Source organism: Hymenobacter koreensis, from assembly GCF_039541855.1.
Lineage (GTDB): Bacteria > Bacteroidota > Bacteroidia > Cytophagales > Hymenobacteraceae > Solirubrum > Solirubrum koreensis.
In genome coordinates this window covers 407,279-433,124 of the sequence record NZ_BAABHA010000002.1, presented here as the reverse complement: position 1 = coordinate 433,124, position 25,846 = coordinate 407,279, and the positions used below count along the sequence as shown (strand labels likewise).

Sequence of the window (25,846 nt, the reverse complement as noted above, 5' to 3'; positions counted from 1 at the left end):
GCAAACCGACGACTTCTGCGTCAGCAATAGAAGCACGTAGCACATTGCTGATTCTATTCTCAACCTGCATGAAAACCCCTTCCCGGTTCAACGGCAAGAAGTATTTAAACACTGTTGCCACCGGCATGTCGGCCGACTACGGCCGTATGGCCCGCCGCTGGTTATGGGGCAAAGAAGAGCGGGAGCCTCTTAAGCCGCTGGGGCCGTTTAGTCTCCATCCGGCTACCCTGGCCGAGCCCGCGCCCACCGCAGGCGTACGCGTTACATGGTTTGGGCATTCGTCTACACTGATTGAGCTGAACGGCAAACGGTTCCTGACCGACCCGGTGTGGGCCCTACGGGCGTCGCCGTCGGCCAGAGTAGGGCCCAGGCGGTTTTTCGCTCCGCCCGTAGCATTAGCCGCATTGCCTAAGCTCGACGGCGTTATCATTTCCCACGACCATTACGACCACCTCGACAAAGCGGCCATTCGGCAGCTGATGCCTACCGGCGTGCCGTTTTACTGTCCGCTGGGCGTGGGTGCACACCTGCGCCGCTGGGGCGTGAAGCCGGAGCAAATTCACGAGCTGGATTGGTGGCAGAAAGTAACAGTAGGCGAAACGCACACCCTGGTAGCCACGCCCGCTCGCCATTTCTCCGGCCGTTCCTTCAGCCGCGACGACACCCTTTGGGCTTCTTGGTGCCTGCTGGGCCCAACGCACCGCGCGTTCTTCGGCGGCGACTCTGGCCCGTACGAAGCCGGGTTCCGCGAAATCGGCGCTGCCTACGGCCCATTCGATTTGAGCTTGCTCGAAATTGGGGCCTACGACGACCTGTGGGCCGATATTCACATGGGGCCCGACCACGCCGTGCAGGCGCACTTGGCACTGAATAGTCAACTGCTGCTGCCCATACATTGGGGCACTTTCAATCTGGCCTTTCACAGCTGGATAGAGCCCGTCGAACGTCTGCAAGTAGCTGCCGAAGCTCACGGCGTGTCGTTGCTGCTGCCCGCGCCGGGACAACCCGTTACGTTGGCACAGGGGGCCTATAACTCGCGCTGGTGGGAATAGTAACAGGCCTTAAACGCCAGACGGGTCCCACACATTAATGCGTGGGACCCGTCTGGCGTTTAACAAAACAAGTTGCTGCTTACTTCGTCGGTTTCGTTGCCTGCGAGTTGGCGTCCAGCAGCTGAAACAGCTCGTCGAGCTTGGGCGTCAAAATGATTTCGGTGCGGCGGTTCATGGCCTTGTTGGTCGCGTTGTCGTTGCCGGCCACGGGCACGTACTGCGAGCGGCCCGAAGCCGTGATGCGCTCCGGCTGCACGCCGCCCACAGTAAGCAGGCGCGAAATTTCGGTGGCGCGCAGCACGCTCAGGTCCCAATTATCCTGCATACCGGCGGTGCCTTTCAAAATCGGGACGTTGTCGGTATGGCCCTCCACCACCACGTTTACGTCGCGCTGGTCTTTGAGCACGCCCGCTAGCTTGGTTAGCGCCTCCTGGCCTTTGGGGTCTACTTTCGTGGAGCCCGACTTGAACAATAGCTGCTCCGAGAGCGACACGTACACCTTGCCGTCCTTCACTTTCACCTGCAGGTCGCTGGCCTTAAAGCTGAGCAGGGCGTTGCTCACCTTGGCACGCAGCGCGTTTACGGCCGCGTCTTTTTCGGCCAAAGCTTTTTCCAATTCGGCCAGGCGGGCTTCGCGGGTTTTCACGTCGGCGGCCAACTTGTCGATTTCTGAACGGCTCTTGTTGAGGTTGTTCGACAAGTCGCCGAGCTCGGCCTCGCGCCGGGCCAAATCCTGGGCTACTTTCTGGTAGTCGGCCGTTTTGTTGGCCAGTACCTTCTCGTTGTTGCGGATAAGCTTGTCGTACGTGTCGCTCAGCTCGCGGTACAAGCCCTGGGTTTTGCGCAGGATGGTACCGGTTTGGGCCGAGTCGTTTACGAGGCGGCGGTTTTCCAGCTTTAGCTCGTTCAGGCTTTCGGTGGCTTTCTTGAGTTCAGCCACGGCTTCGCGGGCCTGCCGTTCGGCCGCTTCGCGGGATTGGTCGGTGGCTTTCTGGCGGGCCGAGAGGTCGTCGTACTTCTTGGCCGTTACGCAGCTGGTAAAGGAGGCACTAGCCAGTAAAGCGGTGGCCAGCAGAAGGGCAGGAGAGGAGTTTTTCACGAGTAAACAAGGCAAAAAGAACCGGTTGCAAGCGCAGCCGGGCGGCCGTGGCAAGGTAGCCAGTAGCGGCCGCAAGTTCAATCAATTGGCCTTCCTCAACCGATTTTCGACCTATATTTGTCGCACGTTTCCCCTCCTTTTCTCACCCCTCACCCTAGCATGGCTACCAGCTCCCTCCAGGTTAGCGCCGAAGTAGAAGCGCTGCTCCAGCACGAGTGTAAAACCATCACCAAAGACCAGATTCACCAGCCCGGCGCCGACTTTATCGACCGCTGCTTCCTGCAGTCGAACCGCTCGCCGCAGGTGCTGCGCAGCCTCGGGCAGCTCTACAACACGGGTCGTTTGGCCGGCACCGGCTACATGAGCATCCTGCCCGTCGATCAAGGCATCGAGCACACGGCCGGCGCCTCGTTCGGCCCAAACCCGATGTACTTCGACCCCGAAAACATCATTAAGCTGGCCGTGGAAGGCGGCTGCAACGCGGTAGCCACCACGTTCGGCACCTTTGGTACGGTAGCGCGCAAATACGCTCACAAAATCCCGTTCCTGGTTAAGATCAACCACAACGAGCTGCTGACCTACCCCAACAGGTTCGACCAGATCATGTTCGGCTCGGTAGAGGAAGCCTGGAACCTCGGCGCTACGGCCGTGGGCGCTACCATTTACTTTGGCTCGGAGGAGTCGAGCCGCCAGATTCAGGAAGTGGCGCAGGCGTTCGAGCGGGCCCACGAGCTGGGCATGGCCACGGTACTGTGGTGCTACACGCGCAACAACGCCTTTAAAACCTCTGACAAAGACTACCACGTATCGGCCGACCTTACGGGCCAGGCCAACCACTTGGGCGTAACCATCGGAGCCGATATCATCAAGCAGAAGCTGCCTGAAAACAACGGCGGCTTCAGTACCCTTAAGTTCGGCAAAACCCACAAGGCCATGTACGAGTCGTTGTCGTCGGACAACCCCATCGACTTGACCCGCTATCAGGTAGCCAACTGCTACATGGGCCGCATCGGCCTGATTAACTCCGGTGGGGAAAGCAAAGGCGCCACCGACCGCGAAGAAGCCGTTCGTACGGCCATCATCAACAAGCGCGCCGGTGGGCAAGGTCTGATTTCAGGTCGTAAAGCTTTTCAGCGGCCCTTTGCCGAGGGCGTCGATTTGCTCAATGCCATTCAGGATGTTTACCTGAACGAGCAAATCACAATTGCGTAACTTTTTAGAGCCGAGAGCTGCTGCCCGTTCGCTGCCGGCTTTCTTTGTAGAAAGAAAGCTCGGCCTGCTGCCAGCCGAGTTGCTTTAAAAATCTGTCAAACATAGGCTAACAGCCAGCTGCTGATAGCTAATAGCATACATACGAATGGCTTGGTTTAAGCGTCAGGAGAAGGGCATTATCACGCCCACAGAGCAGAAGAAGGAAACGCCCGACGGCCTGTGGTATAAATGCCAGGAGTGCGGCACCGTTACCGACATGGGCGAGCATCGGCGTTTGCTCTATACCTGCGCCAAGTGCAACCACCACGACCGTATCGACTCGGCGGAGTACTTCGAGATTTTGTTCGATGGCAACCAGTTCACGGAACTTGACGCGAACCTGACCTCGGCCGATCCGCTGCACTTTGTGGACACCAAAGGCTATCCGCAGCGCATTGCCGCCACGCAGCGCCAGACCGGCCTGCGCGACGCAGTACGCACGGCTCACGGCCGCCTGAACGGCCAAGGCTTGGTGGTAGCCTGTATGGACTTCCGGTTTATTGGTGGTTCCATGGGTTCGGTAGTGGGCGAAAAAATTGCCCGCGCCATCGATTACGCCCGCCAGAACCGTCTGCCCTTCCTGATGATCAGCAAATCGGGTGGGGCGCGCATGATGGAGGCGGGCTACTCGCTGATGCAGATGGCCAAAACCTCGGCCAAGCTGGCCCTGCTGGCCGAAGCGGGCATCCCGTACATTTCCATGCTCACCGACCCCACCACGGGCGGTGTTACGGCTTCGTACGCCATGCTCGGCGACTTTAATATCTCGGAGCCAGGCGCCCTCATCGGCTTTGCAGGTCCGCGGGTTATCAAGGAAACGATTGGCAAAGACCTGCCGAAGGGTTTTCAGAGCGCCGAGTTTGTGCTGGAGCACGGCTTCCTCGATTTTATTGTGGACCGCAAACAGCTCAAGCAACAGCTTACCGATCTGCTGCATATGCTGCGGCCGGCCGTAGTAGAGGCACCCATTACGCCGCGCTAGCCAAGTAAACCGGCACGCTTCTTGGAAAACCCCGCTTAGCTGTTCAGTTGAACGCTAGGCGGGGTTTCCCGTTTAACCTCAGTATTAAGTCCACCCTTGAGTTGAGTAAGTTAGTTTAATAGTACAAGTTCTATGTTTGCTGAACATTTTGCTGCTGGAATCAGTAAGTAACGGCAAAAGACAAACGGCTTACCTTCTCTCAACTCCTTTCACTCACAACACCATGAAATCATTCAAATCGTTACTGGCGCTTCTGCTCATGTTTACCATGATGTTCAGCGCATGTAAATCGTCGCAAACGGCATCTAGTGGTAGCCTGCCTTCGAGCAACGGTACCGGCGAGCGTAAAGACGGCATGAGCAAAACGGCCAAAGGCGGTCTGATTGGCGCCGGCGCGGGTGCAGCGGCTGGTGCCGTGCTGGGCCGCGTAATCGGTGGTAAAAACGGTACGGCTATTGGTGCCATTACCGGCGCTGCTGTGGGCGGTGCCACCGGTGCTGTTATCGGTCGTAAAATGGACAAGCAGGCCGAAGAGCTGCAGCGCGATATGAAGAACGCCCGCGTAGAGCGTGTAGGCGAAGGCATCAAGATTACCTTCGATGCTGGTATCCTGTTCGACGTAAACAAGTCGGACTTGCGCACCGCTTCGCAAACCGAAATCCAGAAAATGGCCGAGGTGCTGAAGAAATACCCCGACACGAATATCCTGGTGGAAGGCCACACCGACAACTCCGGTTCGGATGCCATCAATCAGCCGCTCTCCGAGCGTCGTGCCCAGTCGGTGGCTAATTACACCGTGCAGCAAGGCGTTGAGCAGGCTCGCATTACCACCAAAGGCTACGGTTCGTCGCAGCCGGTGGCTGATAATACCACTATGGAAGGCAAGCAAGCCAACCGCCGCGTGGAAGTAGCCATCTTCGCTAACGAAAAGATGAAGAAGGCAGCCGAAAACGGCACGCTGTAACGGGTATTCCCGCACCTTAATCGGAAAGGCCGCACCAGTGGTGCGGCCTTTTTTATGCCGTTACGCCTAGGTGGGCCACGATAACAGGGACGTGGCGTAACCCTTTTGTACCAAGTTTTCGTTTTAGTGCTATCGTTTCACGATTCTTCCACGGGCGCCGTTGCCGCTGCGCCAAGGAAGAACTAATCTGAAAATCATGAACTTCCATAAAACTTTCATTGCCGCCATACTCAGCGTTTCGCTGATGGGCGCTGCATCGGTTTCGGCTGAGGCCCAAACCACCCAGAAAAAGGGCTGGAGCAAAAAGGGCAAAGGTGCCGCCATTGGTGCCGGCGCCGGCGCCGCTACCGGTGCTGTTATTGCCGGTAAAGGCGACCGGGGCAAAGGTGCCCTTATCGGCGGTGCTGCCGGTGCGGTAGGCGGCGCCATTATCGGCCGAAAGAAAGACAAGAAAAAGGACCCGGTACGCTACGACCAGTATTCGAAGCGGGATTAACACTGGTTCAATCCTAAACAGCAGATAAAGAGAGGCAAGGATAAACTTGTTTTTCCGTACGAAAGGCCGTTCCAATCCGGGAGCGGCCTTTTTTGCGTTCATTGCCTATAACATTCCTAGATTAGCTGCGTTCAAGGCCGCAATGCCTGAATTCTCAAATCGAAGAACGCTTTTTCAGGAAAAAAACAAGAAGTAAAGTCAGATACAGCAGGCCGGCTGGTAAGGTAGATCCTCGATTGAAGTGCCTTTTAGCCTTTTCTGTAAATTATTGTAGCTGATTATCAATGCTTTTGTTTTGAATTTTCCTTAGAAGTTCAGTTTTTGGCAAGGTGGTTGCCTAGCATATATCAGATACGAAGTACACCACCTGGTGCTTCGCCTTGAAAAAGAAACCAACCCGAAACCATACCAACCCCTAATACCCATGAATACCCTTCGTTCCTCCCTTGCCTTTTTGCTGGCCATCGTGCTTTTGCTGGGCTCCACTTTCTCGCAGGCTCAAACCACTACCACCAAGACTCGCAAGCCGATGAGCAAAACCGCTAAGGGCGGTATCATTGGCGGCTTGAGTGGTGCTGCTGGCGGCGCCGTACTGGGCCGCGTTATTGGCGGTAAAAAAGGTACTGCTGCTGGTGCCATCATTGGTGCTGCCGTAGGTGGTGGTGCTGGTGCTCTTATCGGCCGTCGCATGGACAAGCAGGCCGAAGAACTGCGCCGCGACATGGCTGGTGCCACCGTTGAGCGTGTAGGCGAAGGCATTAAAATCACCTTTGCTTCGGGCATCCTGTTCGCCACTAACTCGTCTACGTTGACCTCGGCTGCTCAGGAAAACATTGGTACCCTGGCCGAGACGTTGAAAAAGTACGGCGACACGAATGTGCTGATTGAAGGCCACACCGACAACAGAGGCTCGGACGCTATCAACGACCCACTCTCGCAGCGCCGGGCGCAGGCTGTAGCCAACTACGCCATGAACCAAGGTGTGGAGTCGTCGCGCTTCGAAGTAAAAGGCCTGGGCTCGCGTGAGCCGGTAGCTGAAAACACCACCGAAGCCGGCCGCAGCCAGAACCGCCGCGTGGAAGTTGCCATCTACGCCAACGAGAAGCTGAAAAAAGCTGCCGAAAAAGGCACCATCTAAGCCGGGCCGGCCATAGCCGACGCCCGCTGCTGATCCGGCGGCTTCCCACTTGTGGGAGCCGCCGGATTTTTTTGTGCCAATGCGGTTCGGTTTTCCTCTGCAACCTTGGCCCGAGCCAAGCGGTACAACCCGGCATGCCTGCCTCGTCTGTCACCTATGCCTCGTTGCCCGCTGAAAAGGCACTGGCCGACCACTCCATCCTCAATGACTTCTATGGGTTACTGCCGCGTGAGCCGCGCCGCACGCCCATGCGCGAACTGGTAAGCACTGTACTCTCGCACCGCACTACCCACGACGACGAAGAGTTGGCGTACACGCGCATGCTGGAAACCTTCGGCGACTGGGCCGCTGTGGAAGCCGCACCGACCAGCGAACTGGCCCATGCCATTCGCACCACCCGCTGGCCCGATACCCAGGCGCCGCGCATCCAGGAAATTCTGCGCCGCATTAAGGCCGAAGCCGGCGACTACACGCTGGATTTTCTGGCCGACTGGCCCACCGATAAAGCCCTTGCTTGGCTGACCGACATGCCGGGCATCGGGCTGAAAACGGCGTCTTTGGTGCTGCTGTTCAACTTCCGCAAGCCGCTGTTGCCCGTCGATACCCATGTGCACCGCGTGGCGCAACGCGTGGGCATCATCGGGCCGAAAGTTTCGGTGGAAAAGGCGCATCAGGTGCTGCTGGCGCTGCTGCCGCCCGATGCGGAGGCATTATTCAACTTTCACAAGCACAACTACTGGTTGGGCCAGCATATTTGCTTTTTTGCGAAGCCCAATTGTCCGGCGTGCCCCCTGAAAGGCTTTTGTAATTACTACCTGGAACATTACGGCCCGGCCGATGCTGCTGCTTTATCGGCTACCCCAGCCAAATGGGAAGGAAAGAAGCAGCACTAAGGCCGCGGCAGCCGCCCGTGTAAACCGCGGCTGAGGTTTTGGGCCCTGTTGGTATCCTATCTTTGTTTCATGCGTCTTGTTCGTCATCCGGTTCTGTGCAATTACTACGTCACCTACCGGTGCAATGCCAAGTGTTCGTTCTGCGACATCTGGGAGAAACCCTCGCCCTACATTCAGCTGGCCGATGTGGAGCAGAACCTACGCGACCTGAAAAGGCTGGGCGTAAACGTTATCGACTTTACCGGCGGTGAGCCGCTGTTGCACCGCCAGTTGCCCGACTTTTTGGAGCTGGCGCACGACATGGGGTTCATTACCACCGTGACGACCAACGGCATGCTGTACCCCAAGTACGCCGAGCGGCTGCGCGGAAAAATCGATATGCTGCACTTCTCCCTCGATTCCAGCGAGAAGGAGCAGCACGACCGCGGCCGAGGAGTGCCCTGCTTCGATTTCGTGATGGAAAGCATTCGGGTGGCCAAGGAGCTAGGCGAAAAGCCGGACATCCTGTTTACCGTTTTCCGCGAAAACCTCGATCAACTGGAGGCCGTGTACCAGAACATCAGCCGGCCAAACGGCTTGGTCCTGATTATTAATCCGGCATTCGAATACAACAGCGTGGCAACCGGCGACCAGTTGAGCGAAGAAGAACTGAGCTTCCTCTCTGCCTTTGGCAAGCGCCCGGGCGTTTATCTGAACGAAGCCTTTATTCAACTGCGCCGCGACGGTGGCAACCACGTGGCCGCGCCCGTGTGCCGCGCGGCTAGCACCACGCTGGTTATTTCACCCTCGAACGAGCTGGTGCTGCCTTGCTACCACTTGGGTACGCGCAGCTTCCCTATTGATGGCAAGCTGCACGATTTGTACCGCTCCGAACCCGTGCAAACCTTGGCCGCACTGGAAGGCCGACTGCCGCAGTGCGAAGGCTGCACCATTAACTGCTACATGCAGCCCAGCTTTGCTGTGGAAACCAGTAAGTATTTCTGGCAGGCGTTGCCCAGCACCCTCAAGTACAACTGGGCAAAAGGCACTTGGAAGCGGATGCTGACGCGCTAAGCCGTGGGCGCAGGAGTAATGTTCAGCGTGGCCAAAGCCTGCCGCAACTCGGCGGGGCGCTGCGTGCCCAGCAGAAGCCGGGTGCCGTCGCGTAGTTCCAACTGTAGGCCCTCACTGCCGGCAATGTTTAGGGCGCGGTTTCGGCTAGTGCCTTTCAGCCCCCAGCCGCCGTATTCACCGAGTGGGTCGTAGCTGCGTACCTGAACGCGGCTGATTTCGGCCCAAGCCTTGTGGCGCCAACTCCGGTGAAGCGGAGCCAGACGGTAATGGACTCCGGTTTCATCGAGGCGAATTTCGAGGCGTAGTGTCAGCAGCAGAAAGGCAATGAACAAAGCGGTGGCAAGGCCCACCCAGGTAATGGGCTGGGAAATTGGCCATTGGCCGCCAAGCTGTAGCGCTAAGGGCACTGCCGCTAGTACTATCGGTACCATTAGCAAGGCCCACCAATGCCGCAGAAAGCTTTGGGTTTCGAAGTAAACTGCCGGAGAATTCATCGGGAATTGCTGAAACGCTGCGCTGGGTTTATACTTTCGGGCTCCGGCGCAAGCTAATCCCCCACGCCTAAATAGCTCTAGTATGCCCGCTCTCATACTGCCCGTGAACGGTAAACACCCCGAACTCGGTTCTAACTGCTTTGTGGCCGATAACGCGACCATTGTAGGCGACGTGGTGCTGGGAGCCGACTGCACTGTGTGGTTTAACGCCGTGGTGCGCGGCGACGTGAACAGCATTCGGGTAGGGGAGAAGACCAACATTCAGGATGGCGCGGTTATTCACTGCACCTACCAGCGGGCTGCTACCACCATCGGGGCCCGAGTAAGCATTGGGCACAATGCCATTGTGCACGGCTGCACCGTGGAAGACGACGTGCTCATCGGCATGGGCTCCATCATAATGGATAACGCCGTAGTGGGCCGGGGCTGCATTATCGCCGCCGGCGCCATTGTGCTGGAAAACACCCAATGCGAGCCGGGCTACCTATACGCCGGCGTACCGGCCAAAAGGATCAAGCCGGTTACGGAAGTGCAAGCCCAGAACATGGGCCGTACCGCCGATAATTACGTGATGTACGCCGGCTGGTTCAAGCAAGAAGGGTAAACCAACGGCTGCTGCCGCTGCTAGTTTTCCAGGTTGGGCATTTCGCCCACGGCTTCGCGCTCATCGGTTTGCAGCACGCGCAATTGCACCAGCTCCACAGCCCGGCGTGAGCGTTGCAGCACCCGGTACTCGTAATGGTCGAGCACGGCTACGTCGCCAATTTCGGGAATGGCGCCGTAAATCACGTTCAGCAGGCCGCCCACGGTTTCGTAATCGTCGCCTTCGGGCAGGGGGAAAGGCAGGAATTCGTTGGCATCGGAAATGGCGGTGGAGGCATTCACGCGGTATTCCACCTCCGATACCTTTTCCACCACGGGCACTTCATTGTCGTACTCGTCCTGGATTTCGCCTACCAGCTCCTCCATGATGTCCTCGATGGTGACAATACCGGAAACGCCGCCAAACTCGTCGGACACCACGGCCATGTGCATGTGCTTGCGCTGAAACTGGCGCAGGAGACGGTTGATTTTCTTGGTTTCGGGTACGAAGAAGGCCGGGCGCATGATTTTGGCCAGCACCACGTCTTCTTTGCGGCGCACCAGCGGCAGCAAATCCTTCACGTACAGCACGCCCACAATGTTGTCGATGTTATCCTCGTACACCGGAATGCGCGAGTAACCTTCGTTGTACACTGTTTCAAACAGCTCGTCCTGGGGCGTATCCACATCGATGGCAGCAATACGAGTACGCGGCACCATAATCTGCTTTACCATCCGGTCGTTGAACTGAAACACATTTTCGATCAGCTCGTGCTCTGAGTCCTGAATTTCACCGCTCTGCTTGCTCTGGTCGAGTAGCAGGCGTAGTTCTTCGGCGGTGTGTACCTCCGAGCCGTGGATGGGCGTGAGGCCGACGGCGCGCAAAAGCAAGCCCGACAACCAGTTCAGAATAACAATGGGGTAGTGGAATAGCCAGGCAAACGCGTACAGCGGGGCTGCCAAGGCCAAGGAAGTAGCCTCAGGCCGTTGTATAGCCAGCGACTTCGGCGCTAATTCACCAAACACAATGTGCATAATGGTGATGAGCGTGAAGGAAACAGGCAGCGCAATGCTGTGGGCTACGGCGTCCGAAATATTGAGCTCGAACTGGTGAATAATAGCCAGTATAATATCGGATACCACGCTTTCCCCAATCCAGCCCAAACCGAGTGAGGCGAGGGTAATGCCCAGCTGAGTAGCCGAAAGGTAGGCGTCGAGGTTGTGCAGAATCTTCAGTGAAAGCCGCGCCCAGCGGCTGCCTTCCTGCGCCCGCAGCTCCATTTGGGACATGCGGACCTTAACAATAGCAAACTCGGCCGCTACGAAAAACCCGTTTGCCAAAACCAGCAGCAGGGTGAAAACAATCTTTAAGATCATAGATGCGGTAACCGCGGCGCAGTCGGCCTAGCCACCATTGTGCTTCAAAAGTACGGGATTTGGAACAGGCGGTTCCATTCGTTGTTGCCAAGTGTTGTGCAACGCTTGCCGTAACTTTGTTTCTTCTTCGGAAATTCCGACTCCTTCCTATGTCTTTGAGAAAATCCGCGCTGCTGAGTTGGATCCTGCTGCTCGTAGCGGCGACCAGCTGGGCACAGGTCCTGGAGCCCACCAAGCTTGCCACGGCCGTTACTAAATCGGCGGCCAAGGTGGGCGACGAAGTGGAACTGCTCGTTAACGCCCGAATGGACCCCACGTGGCACCTCTACGCCACCGATTTCGACCCCGATCTGGGGCCCACCGTTTTTACCTTTGCCTGGGCCAAGAGCCCCGCATATGAGTTGGTAGGAGCCCCTAAGTCGGTAGGCACGAAAAAGAAGTTCGATACCGTATTCAAGGGCGACGTCACGTACTTTGAAAACACCGGTCAAATTCGGCAACGCATTCGGCTATTGCAGCCCGGTACGCTTAGCATAAAAGCAGACGCAGACTTTCAGAGCTGTACTGACGTTGATGGCCGCTGCATTCCCGGTCAGCAAAGTCTGGTCTTCGGGCCGATTGAGGTAACGGGTGCCGCAGCTCCGGCTACCCCAGCGGCCAGTGCTTCTGCAGCCCAGCCGGGCACATCGGTACCTGCCATAACGCCGGCCCCAGCGGTGGCAAGTGCTCCGGCAACCCTGCCCGGTACCGCACTATCAGTTGATTCCTCCGCCGATGCGAATGTTGCCAGTCCTGCCGTAGCGGCGGAAACGCCCGTGGCTGCCGTGCCTCCTACCGAAGCCGTTGCTGCCTCGGATACCGCTGCTACGCCCGCGGGTACCACTGCCCTGGGCTTATGGCAGTACCTGGCGCTGGCCTTCGGGGCTGGCTTGCTGGCCGTGCTAATGCCCTGCGTGTATCCCATGCTGCCCATGACGGTGTCGTACTTCACCAGCACGGGTGGTTCGCGGGGGCAATCCATAGCCAAGGCATTGGTGTACGGACTCTCCATTGTGGCTATTTACACCGGTGTAGGCGTGGTGCTAAGTCTGGTACTGGGCGCCGACGCGGCCAATGTTATTAGCTCACACTGGCTGCCCAACGTGGTGTCGTTCGTTATTTTCGTACTGTTCGGCTTGTCGTTTTTGGGCCTGTTCGAAATTCAGGCGCCCTCAGGGCTGGTTAACAAGGTCGACCGGCAGGCCGATAAAGGCGGCTGGTCGGGCTTGTTCTTTATGGCGGCTACGCTGGTGCTGGTGTCTTTTTCCTGCACCGTGCCGTTCGTGGGTTCAGTCGCCATTGCATCGGCCGGCGGCGAATTGTTGCGACCTACTTTGGGCATGCTCAGCTTCGCACTGGCTTTTGCCTTGCCGTTCATGCTGTTTGCCCTGTTCCCGTCGTGGCTGAAAAGCTTGCCGCGCTCCGGTGGCTGGCTTAACACCCTGAAGGTGATGATGGGTTTTGTGGAGCTGGCACTGGCCTTCAAGTTTCTGAGCTCGGCTGATTTATCCTACCACTGGGGGCTTCTGCCCCGCGCCCTATTTGTAGCCATTTGGGTGGTTTTGGCCGGCCTGCTGGGCTTGTACCTGCTGGGTTTCATCCGGTTGCCTCACGACGACGAAAGCACCCGTGTAAGCGTACCCCGTCTGTTATTGGCTGGAGTAACGTTTACGTTTATGCTGTACTTGGTACCCGGCCTGTTTGGGGCACCGCTGCCGGCGCTTTCTGCGCTGCTGCCGCCCCCTTCCCGCCACGATTTCTCTCTCGCTACATCCGCCACGTCGGTGTCGATGCCGGGTGGAGCTACACCAAGTGCTTTGTGCGAAACGCCGCGCCATGGCAACTTTCTGGAATTGCCGCTAAATCTGCAGGGCTATTTCGATTTAGAGCAGGCCTTGCGGTGCGCCAAACAGCAGAACAAGCCCGTATTTGTAGACTTCACAGGTCATAACTGTGGTAACTGCCGACTGATGGAGGCCTCGGTGTGGAGCGACCCGCAGGTGCTACAACGCTTGCGCAACGATTACGTGGTGGTAGCCCTGTACGTAGACGACAAAACCGAGCTACCCGAAAACGAATGGTATACTTCCAAACGCGACCAGCGGGTGAAGAAGGCCATCGGTGAGCAAAACCTGGATTTCGAAATCAGCCGCTTTCAGGCCAACGCCCAACCGTATTATGTGCTGCTTTCCCCGGATGGCCAGCCCTTGGTAGAGCCACTGGCGTACGAGCCCGATGTTAATCGTTTCGTGCAGTTCCTCGACCGCGGCCTGGCTCAGTTTCGCAGCGCGCAGCCCGTTGTAGTACGCTAGTCAGCGCCCTGCAGTCCGTAAAGCTGCTGCGGTTAGATAGGAAGCTTTTTAGGGCGACAAAAAAAGGCGGCACCCACCCAGATGCCGCCTCTTGAAAAAGGACGCACCCACCCAGATACGTCCCAATAAGTTCCCTCTTCACACTATCATCCCTGGTTGTAGATGGAGGGCTCGAACCTCCGCAAAGCGCATTCCCACTTTATACACGGGAGATTCGCTCATTACTCCGGAAAAGAGACTAGGTTTGTCTATTCTCCCGTTCTACAAAATCTTCAACACCTTCTGCGTTGTATTGTGACAAATGTAACATATGGTTTGCTCCTGTGAAATATATTCAGTTATAAGGGTTAATATTTACAATATTTTTATTTAAATGACTAAGTTTTGACACTTTCCTAAACAACCCCTTTCAAAATGGCTCGGAATTACGAACTTGACGACACCGACCGCAAGATCCTGGCTTTGTTGCTGGAAGACGCCAAAATGCCCTACACCGAAATAGCCCGGAAGGTGCACGTGTCGGGAGGTACGGTACACGTTCGCATGGCTCGGTTGGAGGAGTTGGGCATCGTTCGGGGAGCTACTTTAAAAATAGACTACCCCAAGCTGGGTTATGGCGTTAATGCCTTTCTCGGCATTTACCTGCTGAAGAGCTCGGTGTACAGTAGCGTGGCTGAGCAGCTACGCGATATTCCCGAAGTGGTCAGTATTCACTTCACTACGGGAGCGTATGGCGTGTTTGCACGGCTGGTATGCCGGGATACCCAACACCTGCGTGATGTATTGCACGACCGAATTCAGTTGATTGAGGGTATCGAGCGAACAGAAACGCTCATTTCTTTGGAGGAGACATTGAACCGGCCAATACACTTGATTTAGCCGCTAACGCGCTAATCAGCTAAAGCCCCCAGAAAGCATTAAGCTCTCTGGGGGCTTTTAGATTAAAGTAGCACTATACTCAGAACATTAGACATTAGAAAAAAATAGGTGGTGGTTTTTAAATTGATGCATAAAGTGCAAAAATATAAAGCTATAATTACATGCTTATGTGAGCAGGCTGCTATTGCTGCTTGGCATGCTTCGCTCGCGACACCCTTAAACTCTCCACCCAATTCGCCGCCGCATGGTGCCTTTCGTCACACTTGCCAGCAGGTCACCGTCTGTTCCTAATCAGCGTTTGCACTGGCTTGCTGGTAGTATAAACGGTTGGTATCAGTGGAACGAAAAACGAGCCCCTTCCATCACTCCATTAGTGAAAGCAATGTGTGCGGCTTTCAAGAAAACCAGGTTCTGCAAATTAAGGTCTCTTAAACAATGGTTTATACGTCCTTGCGGGTGGACGACCAGGTCTAAACAACGGGCCAATCGAGCCACGCACGATCAGCCGTTGCTCTTGTTTACAAACGGCGCTTATAGCAGCCCACAAGATTGTGTACCGCTGCGTAGCTACATAGGTGGTGCAAGCTATTTCACTGGCTTTACTACTCACAGTGCCCAGTGGCGGCACGCGGTAGAATGATTGCAACGCGGCCTTTACTTCGTGCAGGTGGAGACGAAGCAGAGACGCGTGCAGGTGCGCTTTCGGTTTGGAAGCGCCCGGTGCCGGTCGTGGGTGGCGCCATGGCCGGTACCTATTTTTTTGTAAAAAACCCAGAGCCTTGATCGTTAGCAAGTTCAACTAAACGTATATTTAACGACCGTTGCCCGTAACCAACTGCCGCTTGTTCACGGCTATGAAATCTTTGCTCGTCGCACTTTTGCTTGCTGGTGCCTTCTCGGGAGTTGCGCAAAGCCTGCCCGCCGTGTATCTCAATGAGCGGGGCGAAGAGACCGTGCCCGACAGCGCAAGCCACTACCGCGTGGTGGAGCGGCGGCCGGAGTCGGGCGGCTTGCTGCCTATGCGCGAGTACGCCATGAATGGCACCTTACTGCTACGTGGTTTTTTAACCCCCGATGAACCGCCTACGCGGGCTGGGCAATTCACCTGGTATCATCCCAACGGAGTGAAGGCCAGCCAAACCTACTTCCGTAACGACGAAGTGAACGGGCTTTTCGTGGCTTGGTACGACGACGGCAAGGTGCGCGAACGGGGCGAATACGACAACGGACAACGCAACGGCCGCTGGTTGAGCGTGCACCGCAACGGACAGAAACGCTCCGAGGGCCAATACGTGGGCAGCCGCCCCCTCGGTGACTGGCGCTTTTATTACGATTCCGGCCAGCTCGCCGCCGTGGAAAGCATTGAGCGGGGTTTGCCTACCGCGTTAACGTTTTACAACGAAAACGGTGCCCTGCAGGCCGGCCCCTTGCTCCGGCGGGTGCCACCAGCGTTTCCGGGCGGCGAAATAGCTCTGCTCGAATACCTGAATATGCACACCGAGTACCCCAAAGACGCCCGCCGCAAGGGTATTACCGGTAAAGTGTACATCAGCTATACCGTGGGCGAAGACGGCCGGGTAGGGCAGGTGCGCGTGGTGCGCGGGCTTTCGGCCGATGTCGATAACGAAGCTCTGCGGGTGGTGCGCAGCCTACCCCGCTTTAAGCCCGGCCGCGAGTACAATGTGCCCACGGCCTTTACGTACACCGTACCCATTCATTTCGCGCCGGATTTTCGGTTGTTTGGCGGGCATAAACCCGCGCCCACGCCGCCCATAGAGGCCCGGGCCTCTTGGTGAAGCACCAGTTTGGAGCGCCTGTGAATAGGGCCGTAACAAAGCAAGCGGCCCCGCATCTGTTTGATGCGGGGCCGCTTGCTTTCGGATTAGGGCAAACCTACGCCGTAACCTGGGCTTCCAGCTTTTGGGCCAATACGTGCTTAGGCACGGCGCCTACTTGCTTGTCAACCACTTGGCCGTTCTTGAACACCAGCAGCGTAGGAATGCTGCGGATGCCGAATTTGGCCGAGGTCTGCGGATTGGCATCTACATCTACTTTGCCGATAACGGCACGGCCTTCGTATTCGCCGGCCAGCTCCTCTACTACCGGGCCTACCATGCGGCACGGACCGCACCATTCAGCCCAAAAGTCCACCAGCACGGGTTTATCCGAGTTGATGATTTCGTCGAAGTTGGCGTCGGTTATTTCAATGGCTTTATGTCCCATTGTCGTATTCAGTTGGTGAAAGTGGGGGTCAGTGTTGAGTCCTTGTGCTTACGCAGATTGGGCGCGCAAGGTAGTGGATTGCTTGTCAAACATACTCCAAGGGAGAAAGTTCAAGTATTACAATGCTGCTATTTATATCAGTTGGCAGGCATCAATTTCCATTTCGCGCATACGCCTAATGAACTCCTTGGGCTCGATTCGGTAGCGGCGGGAATAAGTGTCTACGGTTAGCTGCTCGTGGGGCTCGGCGAACTTAATTTCCAGCTTTTTGGAGCCTTGGCAGCCTTCTACAGCCTCCATGAAGCGGTCCATGAAGGGCTCCGTAATGGTGCGCAAATCCAGCTGCACGCGCACACCGTTGGCCAGCTTTTCGGCCACATTGAACAGCGGCTCCATGGTCATAATCTTGAACTCGAACTGGTCGGAGTCGCGGAAACGCTGCGCGTACTTGCCCCGAATAAACATGGGCGGTACCTGCTCTTTGTCGTAGTTGCGCGGGTTAATCAGCGGGGAGAATTTGCTGTAATCGTCGCGGAACAGGGCCAGGTTTATGCTGGAGTCGTAGTCTTCTATGTTGAAGCTCACGAAGGGCTGGCCCGTTTTCGTGGTTTTGAACATCACGTTCGAAATCAGCCCGGCCACGGTAATGTCGCGGTTCTTGTAGGTCTCAATCTTGTCGAGGCCGCAAGTGCAGTAGCTGTCGATTTCGAGCTTGAAGTCGTCGAGCGGGTGGCCGGAGAGGTAAAAGCCCACCACTTCCTTTTCGCGGCGCAGCTTCTCGGTGGGGCTCCAAGGCTCCATGTCCAGTACTTTGGGCATAGGAATGGCCATTTCGCCGCCCCCGCCGCCAAACAAGCTTTGTTGCGCCGATTCTTTGGCCGCTTGGTGCTGTTGGCCCACCTTCATGGCCTTCTCGATGACGTTCTGGTCGCCAGCCCCGGCGCCTTCCAAGTACTGGCGGCGGTGGTAGCGCTCAAACGAGTCGAAGGCGCCAGCCTGGGCCAGGCTTTCGAAGGTCTTCTTGTTCACGGCGCGCAGGTTCACGCGGCGTGAGAAGTCGAAAATGTCCTGGTAGGGGCCGCCCTTTTCGCGCTCCTTTACCATTTCTTCCACGGCCGCTTCGCCGGCGCCTTTCACGGCGGCCATGCCGAAACGAATCTGGCCCTTCTCGTTCACGTTGAACTTCAGGATGGATTCGTTCACGTCGGGCCCCAGCACCTGCACGCCCTGCTTGCGGGCTTCCTCAATGAAGAACGTCACCTTCTTGATGTCGCCCATGTTGTTGGTGAGCACCGCGGCCATGTACTCGGCCGGGTAGTGGGCCTTGAGGTAGCCGGTTTGGTAGGCCACCACGGAGTAGGCGGCGGAGTGGGAGCGGTTGAAGCCGTAGGCCGCAAACTTCTCCATCACGTCGAACACTTCGTTGGCCTTTTTGGCCTTGATTCCGTGCAGCTTCTCGGCGCCCTCGCAGAACTTTTCCCGCTCCAAGGCCATCTTCTTCATGTCCTTCTTACCCATGGCGCGGCGCAGCAAGTCGGCGCCGCCCAGGGAGTAGCCGGCCAGAATCTGGGCCGTTTGCATGATCTGCTCCTGGTACACCATAATGCCCTGGGAGTAGTTCAGGATGGGTTCCAGCAGCTCGTGCGGGTAGTCCACCACCTCGCGCCCGTGCTTGCGGTTGATGAAGTTCGGAATGAACTGCATCGGGCCCGGACGGTAGAGGGCGTTCATGGCAATCAGGTCCTCAATGTTCGTGGGCTTGAGGTCCTTGAGGTACATGCGCATGCCCTCCGATTCAAACTGGAACGTGCCGATGGTGTCGCCGCGCTGGTACAGTTCGTAGGTTTTCGGGTCGTCGATGGGAATTTCATCGATGTCGATTTTAACCCCGTGGTTCTTCTCGATAAGGTTGATGGCGTCGACGATAATCGTCAGCGTTTTCAGCCCCAGGAAGTCCATTTTCAGCATCCCCGCCGATTCGATGACCTTGCCGTCGAACTGCGTAACGAGCAGGTCGGAGTCCTTCGACGTCGAAACCGGAATGTACTTGGTGATGTCGTCGGGCGCGATGATGACGCCGGCGGCGTGGATGCCGGTGTTGCGCACCGAGCCTTCGAGGCGCTCGGCGAGGCGCAGAATCTGGCCGCGCAAGTTGTCCGGCGCGTCGTCGCGGCGGATCATGTCCAGCTCCTGGTTTTCGGCGAAGGCCTTGGCCAGCGTGGTGCCCACCTGTTCGGGTACCATTTTTACCAGGTCGTTGGCAACCGGCAGCGGCAGCTCCATGGCCCGTGCCACGTCCTTGATGCTGGATTTGGCGGCCATGGTACCGAAGGTGATGATCTGGGCCACCTGGGTTTTGCCGTACTTGTCCACCACGTAGTCGATGACTTTCTGACGGTTCACGTCGTCGAAGTCAATATCGATATCGGGCATCGACACGCGTTCGGGGTTCAGGAAACGCTCGAACAGCAAGGAGTACTTGATGGGGTCGATGTTGGTGATGCCGATGCAGTAGGCCACGGCCGATCCGGCGGCTGAGCCACGGCCCGGGCCCACGGCCACGCCAATGTTGCGGCCGTGGTTGATGAAGTCCTGGGTGATGAGGAAGTAGCCCGCAAAACCCATGGTTTCAATCACGCGCAGCTCGTAGTCGAGGCGCTCCTCGATTTCGGGCGTGCGCTCGGAGTAACGCGGGCGCGGACCTTCGAAGGCACCCTTGAAGGTGAGGTGGCGCAGGAAAGCGTCGGCAGTGGGATGCTCGGGCGGCAGCGGGAAGTTGGGCAGCAGAATGTCGCGCTGCAGCTTGGGCGGCGTGATTTTGTCAACGATTTCGTTCGTGTTGTCTAGGCTCTCCGGCACGTCGTGGAAGAGCAGCGCCATTTCGGCCTGGGTCTTGAAATAGAACTGGTCGTTGGGGAAACCGAAACGGGAGCGGGGCTTAGGCAGCTGCATTTCCTCGTCGATGCGCATGAGCTGGCGGCGCACCTGCTCGTCGCGCCCAGCCAGGGGGCGCAGGCGGTCGAGGTGGTCGTAGAGTACCTCGTTTTTACCTGAAATCAGGCGGAAATACTTGGTCTGGAAGTCACCAACCGGAATGCTGTACTCTTCGCCGGTGTTTACGCACAGCAGCAAATCGTGCGGGGCAAAGTCGTTCTGGTCGACGTAATGGGAGTCGTTGGTGCAAATGACCTTTACGTTGTGCTTCTGGGCCCAGCGCAGCAGAATTTGGTTGAGGTCTTCCTGGCTTTTGCCGGTATTATCGATGTTCTCGATGCCGTGGCGCTGGATTTCGATGTAGTAGTCCTCTCCGAACACGTCGAGCCACCACTTCAGCTTTTCCTCGGCCTCGGCTTCGGTTTTCCACAGCAAGGCCTGCGGAATCTCGGCGCCAATGCAGCACGAGGTGGCAATGAGGCCCTCGTGGTACTGCAGCAACAGCTCCTTGTCGATACGTGGGTACTTCGAGTACACACCTTCGATAAAGCTCATGGAGCAGAGCTTGGCCAGGTTGTGGTAGCCGGCTTGGTCCTTGGCCAGCAGCAACTGGTGGTGACGCACGTCCCGCTCACCTTTTTCGCGGCTGAAGCTCTTCTTGTGCCGGTCCTCCACTAAGTAAAACTCGCAGCCGACGATTGGCTTCACGTTGTACTTATTTGCCTCGGCCACAAAGTTGAACGCCCCGAACATGTTGCCGTGGTCGGTAAGGGCTACGGCGGGCATGCCGTCGGCCTGGGCTTTTTTCATCAGCGCGCTGATGCTGGCCTGGCCGTCGAGCAGGGAGTATTGGGTGTGGCAGTGCAGGTGCGAGAACGTGGGCATAAGCAGGCGGTGATTCGGTGAAAGAACACCCGAACCGGTAGGTAAAGTTACCGCCGAATCAGGCCCGGCGAAAGTTGCCGGGCTCGATGTTTTGTGTATCAGCCACAAAAAAAGGATGGCCCTTAAAGCCATCCTTTTCGGGAAATAAATCGGCTGCGCCTACGGGTTCTTATTAATCGGCCACAAACTCCGATTCCGTATCGTCGGCGGGTTGTTCTTTGAGAATGGTGGCGCTTGAAAGTGAGCCAGCGGAGTAAAGTTTCGCGGCCATCAGACGGGCCGAGGCGGCTTTTAGCTGTGAATTGCGTTTCTCGCGGTCCATGAATTTCATGAGTTGCGGTGATGCCACCATGTTGCTGTACCGTGCCACCCAAGGCGCTTTTTGCATGCGCATAAGGGCGGCTTTCTGCTGGGCGGGGCTGGCGGTGGCCAGCCATTGGTTTACGCTTTTGGCTAGTACGGCCTGACGCGGCGAAAAGTCCTTAATGACTTTGTCGATGAGGGTAATGGCTGCCGCATCGGTAGGGGCGCTGTACACCGGCTCCATGCGGGCAATGTAATCGTTGAAATACTGGTTAACCTGCGCCTCGGGACCAGCAGCAGGTTTGGCGGTTTGGGCAGCGGCAGATAAAGCCAGTACCCACGATAGAAGTACGATGCAGAACGAACGAATCATGAACTCAGGGAGAAGGTCAGGTGATAGAATGAGCGGGCAAAAGATAGGCATAAGCATAAAACCCGTCGGCCAAACCGTGCATTAACAACCGCTGCACTACTGGGCGCTCTTGACCGGTTTGGGGTTTAGCTCTTCTAATCGCGCAGCCATAAAGCGCGTGTAGGCCGATTCCAGGGCAGGGTTGCGCACGAAGCGTTCCGGGAATTTCGCGGCCGAGGTGCTGCCGTGCACCGCTTGTACCTCCTTTTGCCAGGCTGCCAGTTTACCAGCCGCCGTTGCGTTCTGGCTGAATTGCTGCATTTCCGTCTGCAGCCCTTTGCGGCGGGCACTCATTTCCTGCAGCGTGGTGCTGAGCAAGGCAATGGCTCGTCCGTCGCTGGGCGCAAAGTAGATTTCGCGCAGGCGCTGGGTGAGGTCGGTGTAGTACTGATTCACGCGCCCTTGAAGGCTGGTAGCCGCGGCCGCTTGTGCTGGCGCACTTGGCTTGGTTTGCGCCAGCAGCGGCTGCGTGAAAGGAAAAAGGAGCAGAACAAGACCAAAAAGACGTTTCATAAAATTTAAGTTGCGAAGAATTAATCGGCACACTGCTCGGTCCCAAATAGCCTGGGAGAGAAGCAGAAAGGCAGTGCGACAAGCGTTGAGCAGGTAAACGAACAAACGCCTGCTGCCTAATAAACGCAGTAAATCAGAAAAAGCGCATGGGCGCGCTACCCGGCCTACGAGCGGGAAAGGCCTACCTTGGCCGGTACGAGCACTAAAACGGTCTTTCGCCCGGCTTCGCAGAAAGCAGCCAGGCATCGGAAGCCGTGTTTTGTTCGTTAAGCCAGTTACAAGCGCAACTTCCGGCTGAAACCTGTTTTTAACTCGGGCAGTACCGGAATCTTCGGAGGAATTCTCCGTTTCGCCTTTCATTAAGAATCCGTATGAAACCCCTTTTCCCGCTTACAGACCGGGTTTACAACCCCGAGGAACAGGTGTCGGCGTTTGGTAAATGGCTGCTGCGCTTCGCCCAGGACCCGCGCGACCTGCCCTTTCTCTACCTCATTTTCCAAATCAGTGTTACCCTTATTCCGCTGGCCGTGCTGCTGTTCGTGCCGGGCTTGCCCAACGGCATTTGGTGGCTGGCCGCCGCAGCGTACTTGTTCCTGAACAACATCCGCTTCAAAGGGCCTTTCGGGCTCATGCTGCATTGCAGCTGCCACCGGCCCATTTTCAAGAAGCAATACGGTTTCCTGAATCACTACTTGCCCTGGGTTATCGGTCCGTTGTTCGGGCAAACGCCGGAAACCTACTATACCCACCACATGGGTATGCACCACGCCGAAAACAATCAGACCGAGGACCGCAGCTCCACTATGCACTACCAGCGCGACTCGTGGCGCGGGTTTCTGCAGTACCTGGGCACGTTCATGTTCGTAGGCATTTTTCACATGTCGCACTACTTCATTCAAACCCGAAAGCGGAGGTTTCTTTTCCGCTCTCTACGTGGCGAAATAGCTTTTTTTGCGCTGTGCATTGGGCTGTGGCTGGTGAATTGGCCGGCTACGCTGGTGGTGTTCGTGCTGCCCTTCGTCATTTCCCGCATCATCATGATGCTGGGCAACTGGACCCAGCACGCCTTTGTGGATGCTCAGGACCCCGGTAATTCTTACACGAACAGCATTACGTGCCTGAACACCAAGTACAACCACAAATGCTGGAACGATGGCTACCACACCAGCCACCACGTGCGCCCCGGCCTGCACTGGACCGAGCACCCGGCTAACTTCCAGAAGAACGTGCATAAGTATATCCAGCACGATTCGGTGGTGTTCGACGGCATCCACTTCCTGCACGTATTCGCTTGGCTGATGACCAAGCGCTACGACCTGCTGGCCAAGAACTTCGTGAACCTCGGCGACCGGTACCGCTCCGATGAAGAGGTAATTGAGCTTCTGAAAAACCGCACCCGTAAAATTGCCCGGCAGCAGCCGGCCTCCATGGCCGCCTAACGCAGCAGTGCCCAAACACAGCGGGGGACGCCTACCAGGCGTCCCCCGCTGTGTTTTTAGCGAAGCAGCTACTTATGATTTGTTAGTTCAACTTGGCCGGCCGCAGGGTAAGTACTTCGCCAGGCCTCACGTTGAAATCGGGTTTGTTGTTCCACTCCATAATCTGCTTGATGGTGACGCCGTACTTGCGCGAAATGGCGTACATCGACTCGCCAGCCGCTACGGTGTGCTTTACCACGCCATCGACTGGTGCAGCGGTCGGAGCCACAGCTGGAGCGGCTGGTTTACCGGCAGGTACTGCTGCCACCGTTACGGGTTTGCTCGCCGAGGCCGTAACGGCCGGGCTGGCGCCGGGTGCGGTGCCGGCTGCCGGGCTGGTGAGGCGTAAAACTTGGCCGGTGCGCAGGCCCGGATTGGCCGGCAGGTTGTTCCAGGCAATCAAGTCGGCAGGAGCCAGGGCATAGCGCCGGGCCACACCGTAAAGCGTTTCGCGGGGCTGCACCACGTGCTGACCGTTAGCTGGAATGGCTACTACCTCGGTGGTAACGGTCGTTGGGGCAGCTGTGGGCGTTGGCTTGACTGGTGAAGCGGTGGCCGGCGTAGCGGGTGGGGCAGGAGCTGGTTTAGCAGCCGCAACGGGCGGCGCGGCTGGCTTGGGGGTTTCCGTTACGGGCGGCGTAACCGGTTTAACGGGTTCGGCTTCCGCAACCACGACTTCCTCTTCTCCCTGTGGTTCGTCGGCTACCGGGGCCGAGGCGGGCAGCGGTTTTTTGGCGGTACCGCCAGCGTACAGGCCGCGGTCGGCGGAGGCTGAGGCAGGGGCGGGAGCCGGCTGCGCGACGGCAGCCGAGTTGGTATCCACGGCTACTTCGTTCAGACTCTCTACGCCGCTGTCGGCATCGGCGTTGGCGGGAGCCGTAGGTTGAGCCGGAGTGACGGTGGTATCGTTGTTGCCAGTAGCAGTGCCGCGCACGGTTTCGGGCGTACGGCTAGTCGCTTCAGCTTCTGGGGCTTTGCGTTTTACGGGTTCGGCGGGAGCAGGAGCGGCTGTTTCGGGACGGGGTGCGGGTTGACCCAACGGGCGTTCCAGCGCGGCTACCGCGCCGGCATCGGCTTGAATAAACTCCACAGCTACTTCGCGCGGACGGGTGTGCTGCAGCCAAAGCACGCGGCCGGGTTGCAGGTTTTCGTTGACCACCATGCGGTTTTTGCTCCGAATGGCTTTAGCGCGCACGCCGTATTTCTGCGACACCGTGGCCACGGTTTCGCCGGCTTGGGCCACGTGGTATTCGGTATCGGCCTTGTCGCGCTTTTTCTGCACGAAATACGGCTGCCCTACTACTATGGGGTCGAAAGCTTTCAGGTCGTTGAACTGCATGAACTTGCGCAGTTTCAATCCGGCTCGGCGGGCCAGCTCCTCCTTCGACTCCCCCGGTAAGGCCACTACGGCCCGAATGCCGTTCACGCTCACGAACGCGGCATCGGTGGGGTCGGTTTCGGGCTTGCTGATGAGCTTGGTGGCGTTCTGCTTCTGCATTACCGACATGGCCAGCAGTTGCAGGGAGTCGGTTACGGGCACCAGCGCGGTGTAGGTTTTGTCGGTGGGCACGGTGCCGGTCAGCAGCCAGCGGTTGTGCTTGCTCATTTCGGCCGGCTCGGTTTGCAGGGCCTTAGCCAGCACTTCCAACGACTGCCCCGCCACGGCCGGGTACTCGCGCAGGCGCATGGCCGGCCGCGGGTTGGCCCCCACCGCCGACTCGTAGGCCAGCTTGTGGGCCAGGAAAGTCAGCACGTATTGGTGCGTTTTCTCCGTCACCGCCATTTCGGTGGCGTTGGCGTCGGTGGGCAGGGTGTAGGGCTTCACGCCGCCCGGACCCAGGTTATAACTCAGCAGCGTGTTCAGCCAGTTCTGGTACATGCGCTGGCTGCGCAGCAGGTACTTGGCCGCCCCGCGGGTGCCCGCTACCAAGTGCTTGCGCTCGTCTACCTGGTCGTTCACTACCAGACCGAAGTCGATGGCTGCTTCGCGCTTGAACTGCCAGTAGCCCACGGCGTCGTGGATGCTTTGGGCGTCGCCCTGTAAGCCGCTTTCCTGCAGGCACAGGTAACGGAAATCCAGCGGTACGCCTTCTTCCTGAAATACCCGGTCGATGAGCGGAAAGGCGGCGTCGGCCAAGGCTACGCGCGTTTGGAACGAGGTAGGGTGGCGCCGCAAGGCGTCAACTTTCTGCTGCACGGCAGCGCGGCCGCCATCGTTCAGGCGCAGGCGCAGGCCGGCAAAGGCCAGCTCGGAAGGTACCGTAACGGTGGGCAGCGTGGGGGCAGGGGCAGCACGTTGGGCCACGGCCAGCAAAGGCAGCAGCAACCAAATCAGCAGGGGCAACAGTCGTTTCATAAACAGGCAAGCAAGTGGGCCCGACGGTGCTGGACGGCCCCTCAGCCTACAAAATAGGCGAAAAAAACCCGCGTGTGGGGGCTTTTCGGCTGAAAACAAGCATTGTTGGGTTGAAATAATTCACTTGGAAC

21 protein-coding genes are annotated in these 25,846 nt (G+C 57.5%); 13 read left to right on the top strand and 8 right to left on the bottom strand.

The annotated features are described in order from the left end of the window. Positions 1-68: 68 nt before the first annotated feature. Positions 69-1,052, top strand: coding sequence for an MBL fold metallo-hydrolase (locus ABD903_RS04740; RefSeq protein WP_345221869.1), 984 nt, complete (start codon positions 69-71; stop codon positions 1,050-1,052). Positions 1,053-1,131: 79 nt separating this feature from the next. Here the strand turns inward: ABD903_RS04740 and ABD903_RS04735 are convergent, their stop codons facing one another. Next, the gene (locus ABD903_RS04735) at positions 1,132-2,151 is read right to left on the bottom strand and encodes an OmpA/MotB family protein (RefSeq protein WP_345221867.1); all 1,020 of its coding nucleotides are present in this window, start codon (positions 2,149-2,151) and stop codon (positions 1,132-1,134) included. Positions 2,152-2,310: 159 nt separating this feature from the next. Between ABD903_RS04735 and ABD903_RS04730 the strand changes: the two genes are divergently transcribed. The 7 genes from ABD903_RS04730 to ABD903_RS04700 all read left to right on the top strand — a co-directional run bounded on the left by ABD903_RS04730 (position 2,311) and on the right by ABD903_RS04700 (position 8,928). Then, entirely contained in the window at positions 2,311-3,363 is a 1,053-nt protein-coding gene (locus tag ABD903_RS04730) for a class I fructose-bisphosphate aldolase (RefSeq protein WP_345221865.1), read from the top strand. A gap of 145 nt (positions 3,364-3,508) precedes the next feature. Beyond that, a complete protein-coding gene (gene accD, locus ABD903_RS04725; protein WP_345221863.1) occupies positions 3,509-4,384 on the top strand; it encodes an acetyl-CoA carboxylase, carboxyltransferase subunit beta in 876 nt (291 codons plus the stop codon). A 223-nt stretch (positions 4,385-4,607) separates the two neighbouring features. Beyond that, positions 4,608-5,348 carry a YiaD family glycine zipper/OmpA-like lipoprotein gene (locus tag ABD903_RS04720; RefSeq protein WP_345221862.1) on the top strand — a complete coding sequence of 247 codons (741 nt, stop codon included), beginning with the start codon at positions 4,608-4,610 and terminating at the stop codon, positions 5,346-5,348. Between the two features lie 196 nt (positions 5,349-5,544). Then, positions 5,545-5,844: a YMGG-like glycine zipper-containing protein gene (locus tag ABD903_RS04715; protein ID WP_345221860.1), complete on the top strand. Its 300-nt coding sequence runs from the start codon at positions 5,545-5,547 to the stop codon at positions 5,842-5,844. A gap of 424 nt (positions 5,845-6,268) precedes the next feature. Beyond that, positions 6,269-6,982, top strand: a complete 714-nt coding sequence (locus tag ABD903_RS04710; protein WP_345221858.1) for a YiaD family glycine zipper/OmpA-like lipoprotein — start codon at positions 6,269-6,271, stop codon at positions 6,980-6,982. A gap of 134 nt (positions 6,983-7,116) precedes the next feature. Then, positions 7,117-7,875 (top strand): endonuclease III domain-containing protein, encoded by a 759-nt coding sequence (locus tag ABD903_RS04705; protein ID WP_345221857.1) that lies wholly within the window; start codon positions 7,117-7,119, stop codon positions 7,873-7,875. Positions 7,876-7,944: 69 nt separating this feature from the next. Further along, positions 7,945-8,928, top strand: coding sequence for a radical SAM protein (locus ABD903_RS04700; protein ID WP_345221855.1), 984 nt, complete (start codon positions 7,945-7,947; stop codon positions 8,926-8,928). Here the strand turns inward: ABD903_RS04700 and ABD903_RS04695 are convergent. After that, positions 8,925-9,422 carry a hypothetical protein gene (locus ABD903_RS04695; RefSeq protein ID WP_345221853.1) on the bottom strand — a complete coding sequence of 166 codons (498 nt, stop codon included), beginning with the start codon at positions 9,420-9,422 and terminating at the stop codon, positions 8,925-8,927. The genes ABD903_RS04700 and ABD903_RS04695 overlap by 4 nt on opposite strands. Positions 9,423-9,504: 82 nt before the next feature. Between ABD903_RS04695 and ABD903_RS04690 the strand changes: the two genes are divergently transcribed. Beyond that, entirely contained in the window at positions 9,505-10,026 is a 522-nt protein-coding gene (locus ABD903_RS04690; RefSeq protein WP_345221851.1) for a gamma carbonic anhydrase family protein, read from the top strand. A 20-nt stretch (positions 10,027-10,046) separates the two neighbouring features. On the opposite strand, the gene ABD903_RS04685 is transcribed toward ABD903_RS04690, so the two are convergent. Beyond that, positions 10,047-11,381 (bottom strand): hemolysin family protein, encoded by a 1,335-nt coding sequence (locus tag ABD903_RS04685; protein WP_345221849.1) that lies wholly within the window; start codon positions 11,379-11,381, stop codon positions 10,047-10,049. A 149-nt stretch (positions 11,382-11,530) separates the two neighbouring features. On the opposite strand from ABD903_RS04685, the gene ABD903_RS04680 reads away from it, so the two are divergent. The 3 genes from ABD903_RS04680 to ABD903_RS04670 all read left to right on the top strand — a co-directional run bounded on the left by ABD903_RS04680 (position 11,531) and on the right by ABD903_RS04670 (position 16,407). After that, a complete protein-coding gene (locus tag ABD903_RS04680; protein WP_345221847.1) occupies positions 11,531-13,732 on the top strand; it encodes a protein-disulfide reductase DsbD family protein in 2,202 nt (733 codons plus the stop codon). Between the two features lie 414 nt (positions 13,733-14,146). Then, positions 14,147-14,611, top strand: a complete 465-nt coding sequence (locus tag ABD903_RS04675; RefSeq protein WP_345221845.1) for an Lrp/AsnC ligand binding domain-containing protein — start codon at positions 14,147-14,149, stop codon at positions 14,609-14,611. 854 nt (positions 14,612-15,465) lie between these two features. After that, complete coding sequence (locus ABD903_RS04670; protein ID WP_345221843.1) at positions 15,466-16,407, top strand: TonB family protein; 942 nt, start codon at positions 15,466-15,468, stop codon at positions 16,405-16,407. Positions 16,408-16,504: 97 nt separating this feature from the next. Here ABD903_RS04670 and trxA read toward each other — a convergent pair whose 3' ends face one another. The 4 genes from trxA to ABD903_RS04650 form a co-directional block, all read right to left on the bottom strand. Then, complete coding sequence (gene trxA, locus ABD903_RS04665) at positions 16,505-16,834, bottom strand: thioredoxin (RefSeq protein WP_345221841.1); 330 nt, start codon at positions 16,832-16,834, stop codon at positions 16,505-16,507. 132 nt (positions 16,835-16,966) lie between these two features. After that, positions 16,967-20,653, bottom strand: a complete 3,687-nt coding sequence (gene dnaE, locus ABD903_RS04660; RefSeq protein ID WP_345221840.1) for a DNA polymerase III subunit alpha — start codon at positions 20,651-20,653, stop codon at positions 16,967-16,969. A 172-nt stretch (positions 20,654-20,825) separates the two neighbouring features. Next, a complete protein-coding gene (locus tag ABD903_RS04655) occupies positions 20,826-21,329 on the bottom strand; it encodes a hypothetical protein (protein WP_345221838.1) in 504 nt (167 codons plus the stop codon). A 96-nt stretch (positions 21,330-21,425) separates the two neighbouring features. Next, entirely contained in the window at positions 21,426-21,881 is a 456-nt protein-coding gene (locus ABD903_RS04650) for a hypothetical protein (RefSeq protein WP_345221836.1), read from the bottom strand. Between the two features lie 371 nt (positions 21,882-22,252). On the opposite strand from ABD903_RS04650, the gene ABD903_RS04645 reads away from it, so the two are divergent. Further along, a complete protein-coding gene (locus ABD903_RS04645; RefSeq protein ID WP_345221835.1) occupies positions 22,253-23,320 on the top strand; it encodes a fatty acid desaturase family protein in 1,068 nt (355 codons plus the stop codon). 82 nt (positions 23,321-23,402) lie between these two features. Here ABD903_RS04645 and ABD903_RS04640 read toward each other — a convergent pair whose 3' ends face one another. Beyond that, positions 23,403-25,715 (bottom strand): LysM peptidoglycan-binding domain-containing protein, encoded by a 2,313-nt coding sequence (locus tag ABD903_RS04640; protein ID WP_345221833.1) that lies wholly within the window; start codon positions 25,713-25,715, stop codon positions 23,403-23,405. Between the last annotated feature and the right edge of the window lie 131 nt (positions 25,716-25,846).

Excerpts from the sequence above, each read along its gene's own strand:
- ABD903_RS04740 (WP_345221869.1), top strand. The coding sequence starts at position 69 with ATGAAAACCCCTTCCCGGTTCAACGGCAAGAAGTATTTAAACACTGTT.
- ABD903_RS04730 (WP_345221865.1), top strand. The coding sequence starts at position 2,311 with ATGGCTACCAGCTCCCTCCAGGTTAGCGCCGAAGTAGAAGCGCTGCTC.
- accD (WP_345221863.1), top strand. The coding sequence starts at position 3,509 with ATGGCTTGGTTTAAGCGTCAGGAGAAGGGCATTATCACGCCCACAGAG.
- ABD903_RS04720 (WP_345221862.1), top strand. The coding sequence starts at position 4,608 with ATGAAATCATTCAAATCGTTACTGGCGCTTCTGCTCATGTTTACCATG.
- ABD903_RS04715 (WP_345221860.1), top strand. The coding sequence starts at position 5,545 with ATGAACTTCCATAAAACTTTCATTGCCGCCATACTCAGCGTTTCGCTG.
- ABD903_RS04710 (WP_345221858.1), top strand. The coding sequence starts at position 6,269 with ATGAATACCCTTCGTTCCTCCCTTGCCTTTTTGCTGGCCATCGTGCTT.
- ABD903_RS04705 (WP_345221857.1), top strand. The coding sequence starts at position 7,117 with ATGCCTGCCTCGTCTGTCACCTATGCCTCGTTGCCCGCTGAAAAGGCA.
- ABD903_RS04700 (WP_345221855.1), top strand. The coding sequence starts at position 7,945 with ATGCGTCTTGTTCGTCATCCGGTTCTGTGCAATTACTACGTCACCTAC.
- ABD903_RS04695 (WP_345221853.1), bottom strand. The coding sequence starts at position 9,422 with ATGAATTCTCCGGCAGTTTACTTCGAAACCCAAAGCTTTCTGCGGCAT.
- ABD903_RS04690 (WP_345221851.1), top strand. The coding sequence starts at position 9,505 with ATGCCCGCTCTCATACTGCCCGTGAACGGTAAACACCCCGAACTCGGT.
- ABD903_RS04685 (WP_345221849.1), bottom strand. The coding sequence starts at position 11,381 with ATGATCTTAAAGATTGTTTTCACCCTGCTGCTGGTTTTGGCAAACGGG.
- ABD903_RS04680 (WP_345221847.1), top strand. The coding sequence starts at position 11,531 with ATGTCTTTGAGAAAATCCGCGCTGCTGAGTTGGATCCTGCTGCTCGTA.
- ABD903_RS04675 (WP_345221845.1), top strand. The coding sequence starts at position 14,147 with ATGGCTCGGAATTACGAACTTGACGACACCGACCGCAAGATCCTGGCT.
- ABD903_RS04670 (WP_345221843.1), top strand. The coding sequence starts at position 15,466 with ATGAAATCTTTGCTCGTCGCACTTTTGCTTGCTGGTGCCTTCTCGGGA.
- trxA (WP_345221841.1), bottom strand. The coding sequence starts at position 16,834 with ATGGGACATAAAGCCATTGAAATAACCGACGCCAACTTCGACGAAATC.
- dnaE (WP_345221840.1), bottom strand. The coding sequence starts at position 20,653 with ATGCCCACGTTCTCGCACCTGCACTGCCACACCCAATACTCCCTGCTC.
- ABD903_RS04655 (WP_345221838.1), bottom strand. The coding sequence starts at position 21,329 with ATGATTCGTTCGTTCTGCATCGTACTTCTATCGTGGGTACTGGCTTTA.
- ABD903_RS04650 (WP_345221836.1), bottom strand. The coding sequence starts at position 21,881 with ATGAAACGTCTTTTTGGTCTTGTTCTGCTCCTTTTTCCTTTCACGCAG.
- ABD903_RS04645 (WP_345221835.1), top strand. The coding sequence starts at position 22,253 with ATGAAACCCCTTTTCCCGCTTACAGACCGGGTTTACAACCCCGAGGAA.
- ABD903_RS04640 (WP_345221833.1), bottom strand. The coding sequence starts at position 25,715 with ATGAAACGACTGTTGCCCCTGCTGATTTGGTTGCTGCTGCCTTTGCTG.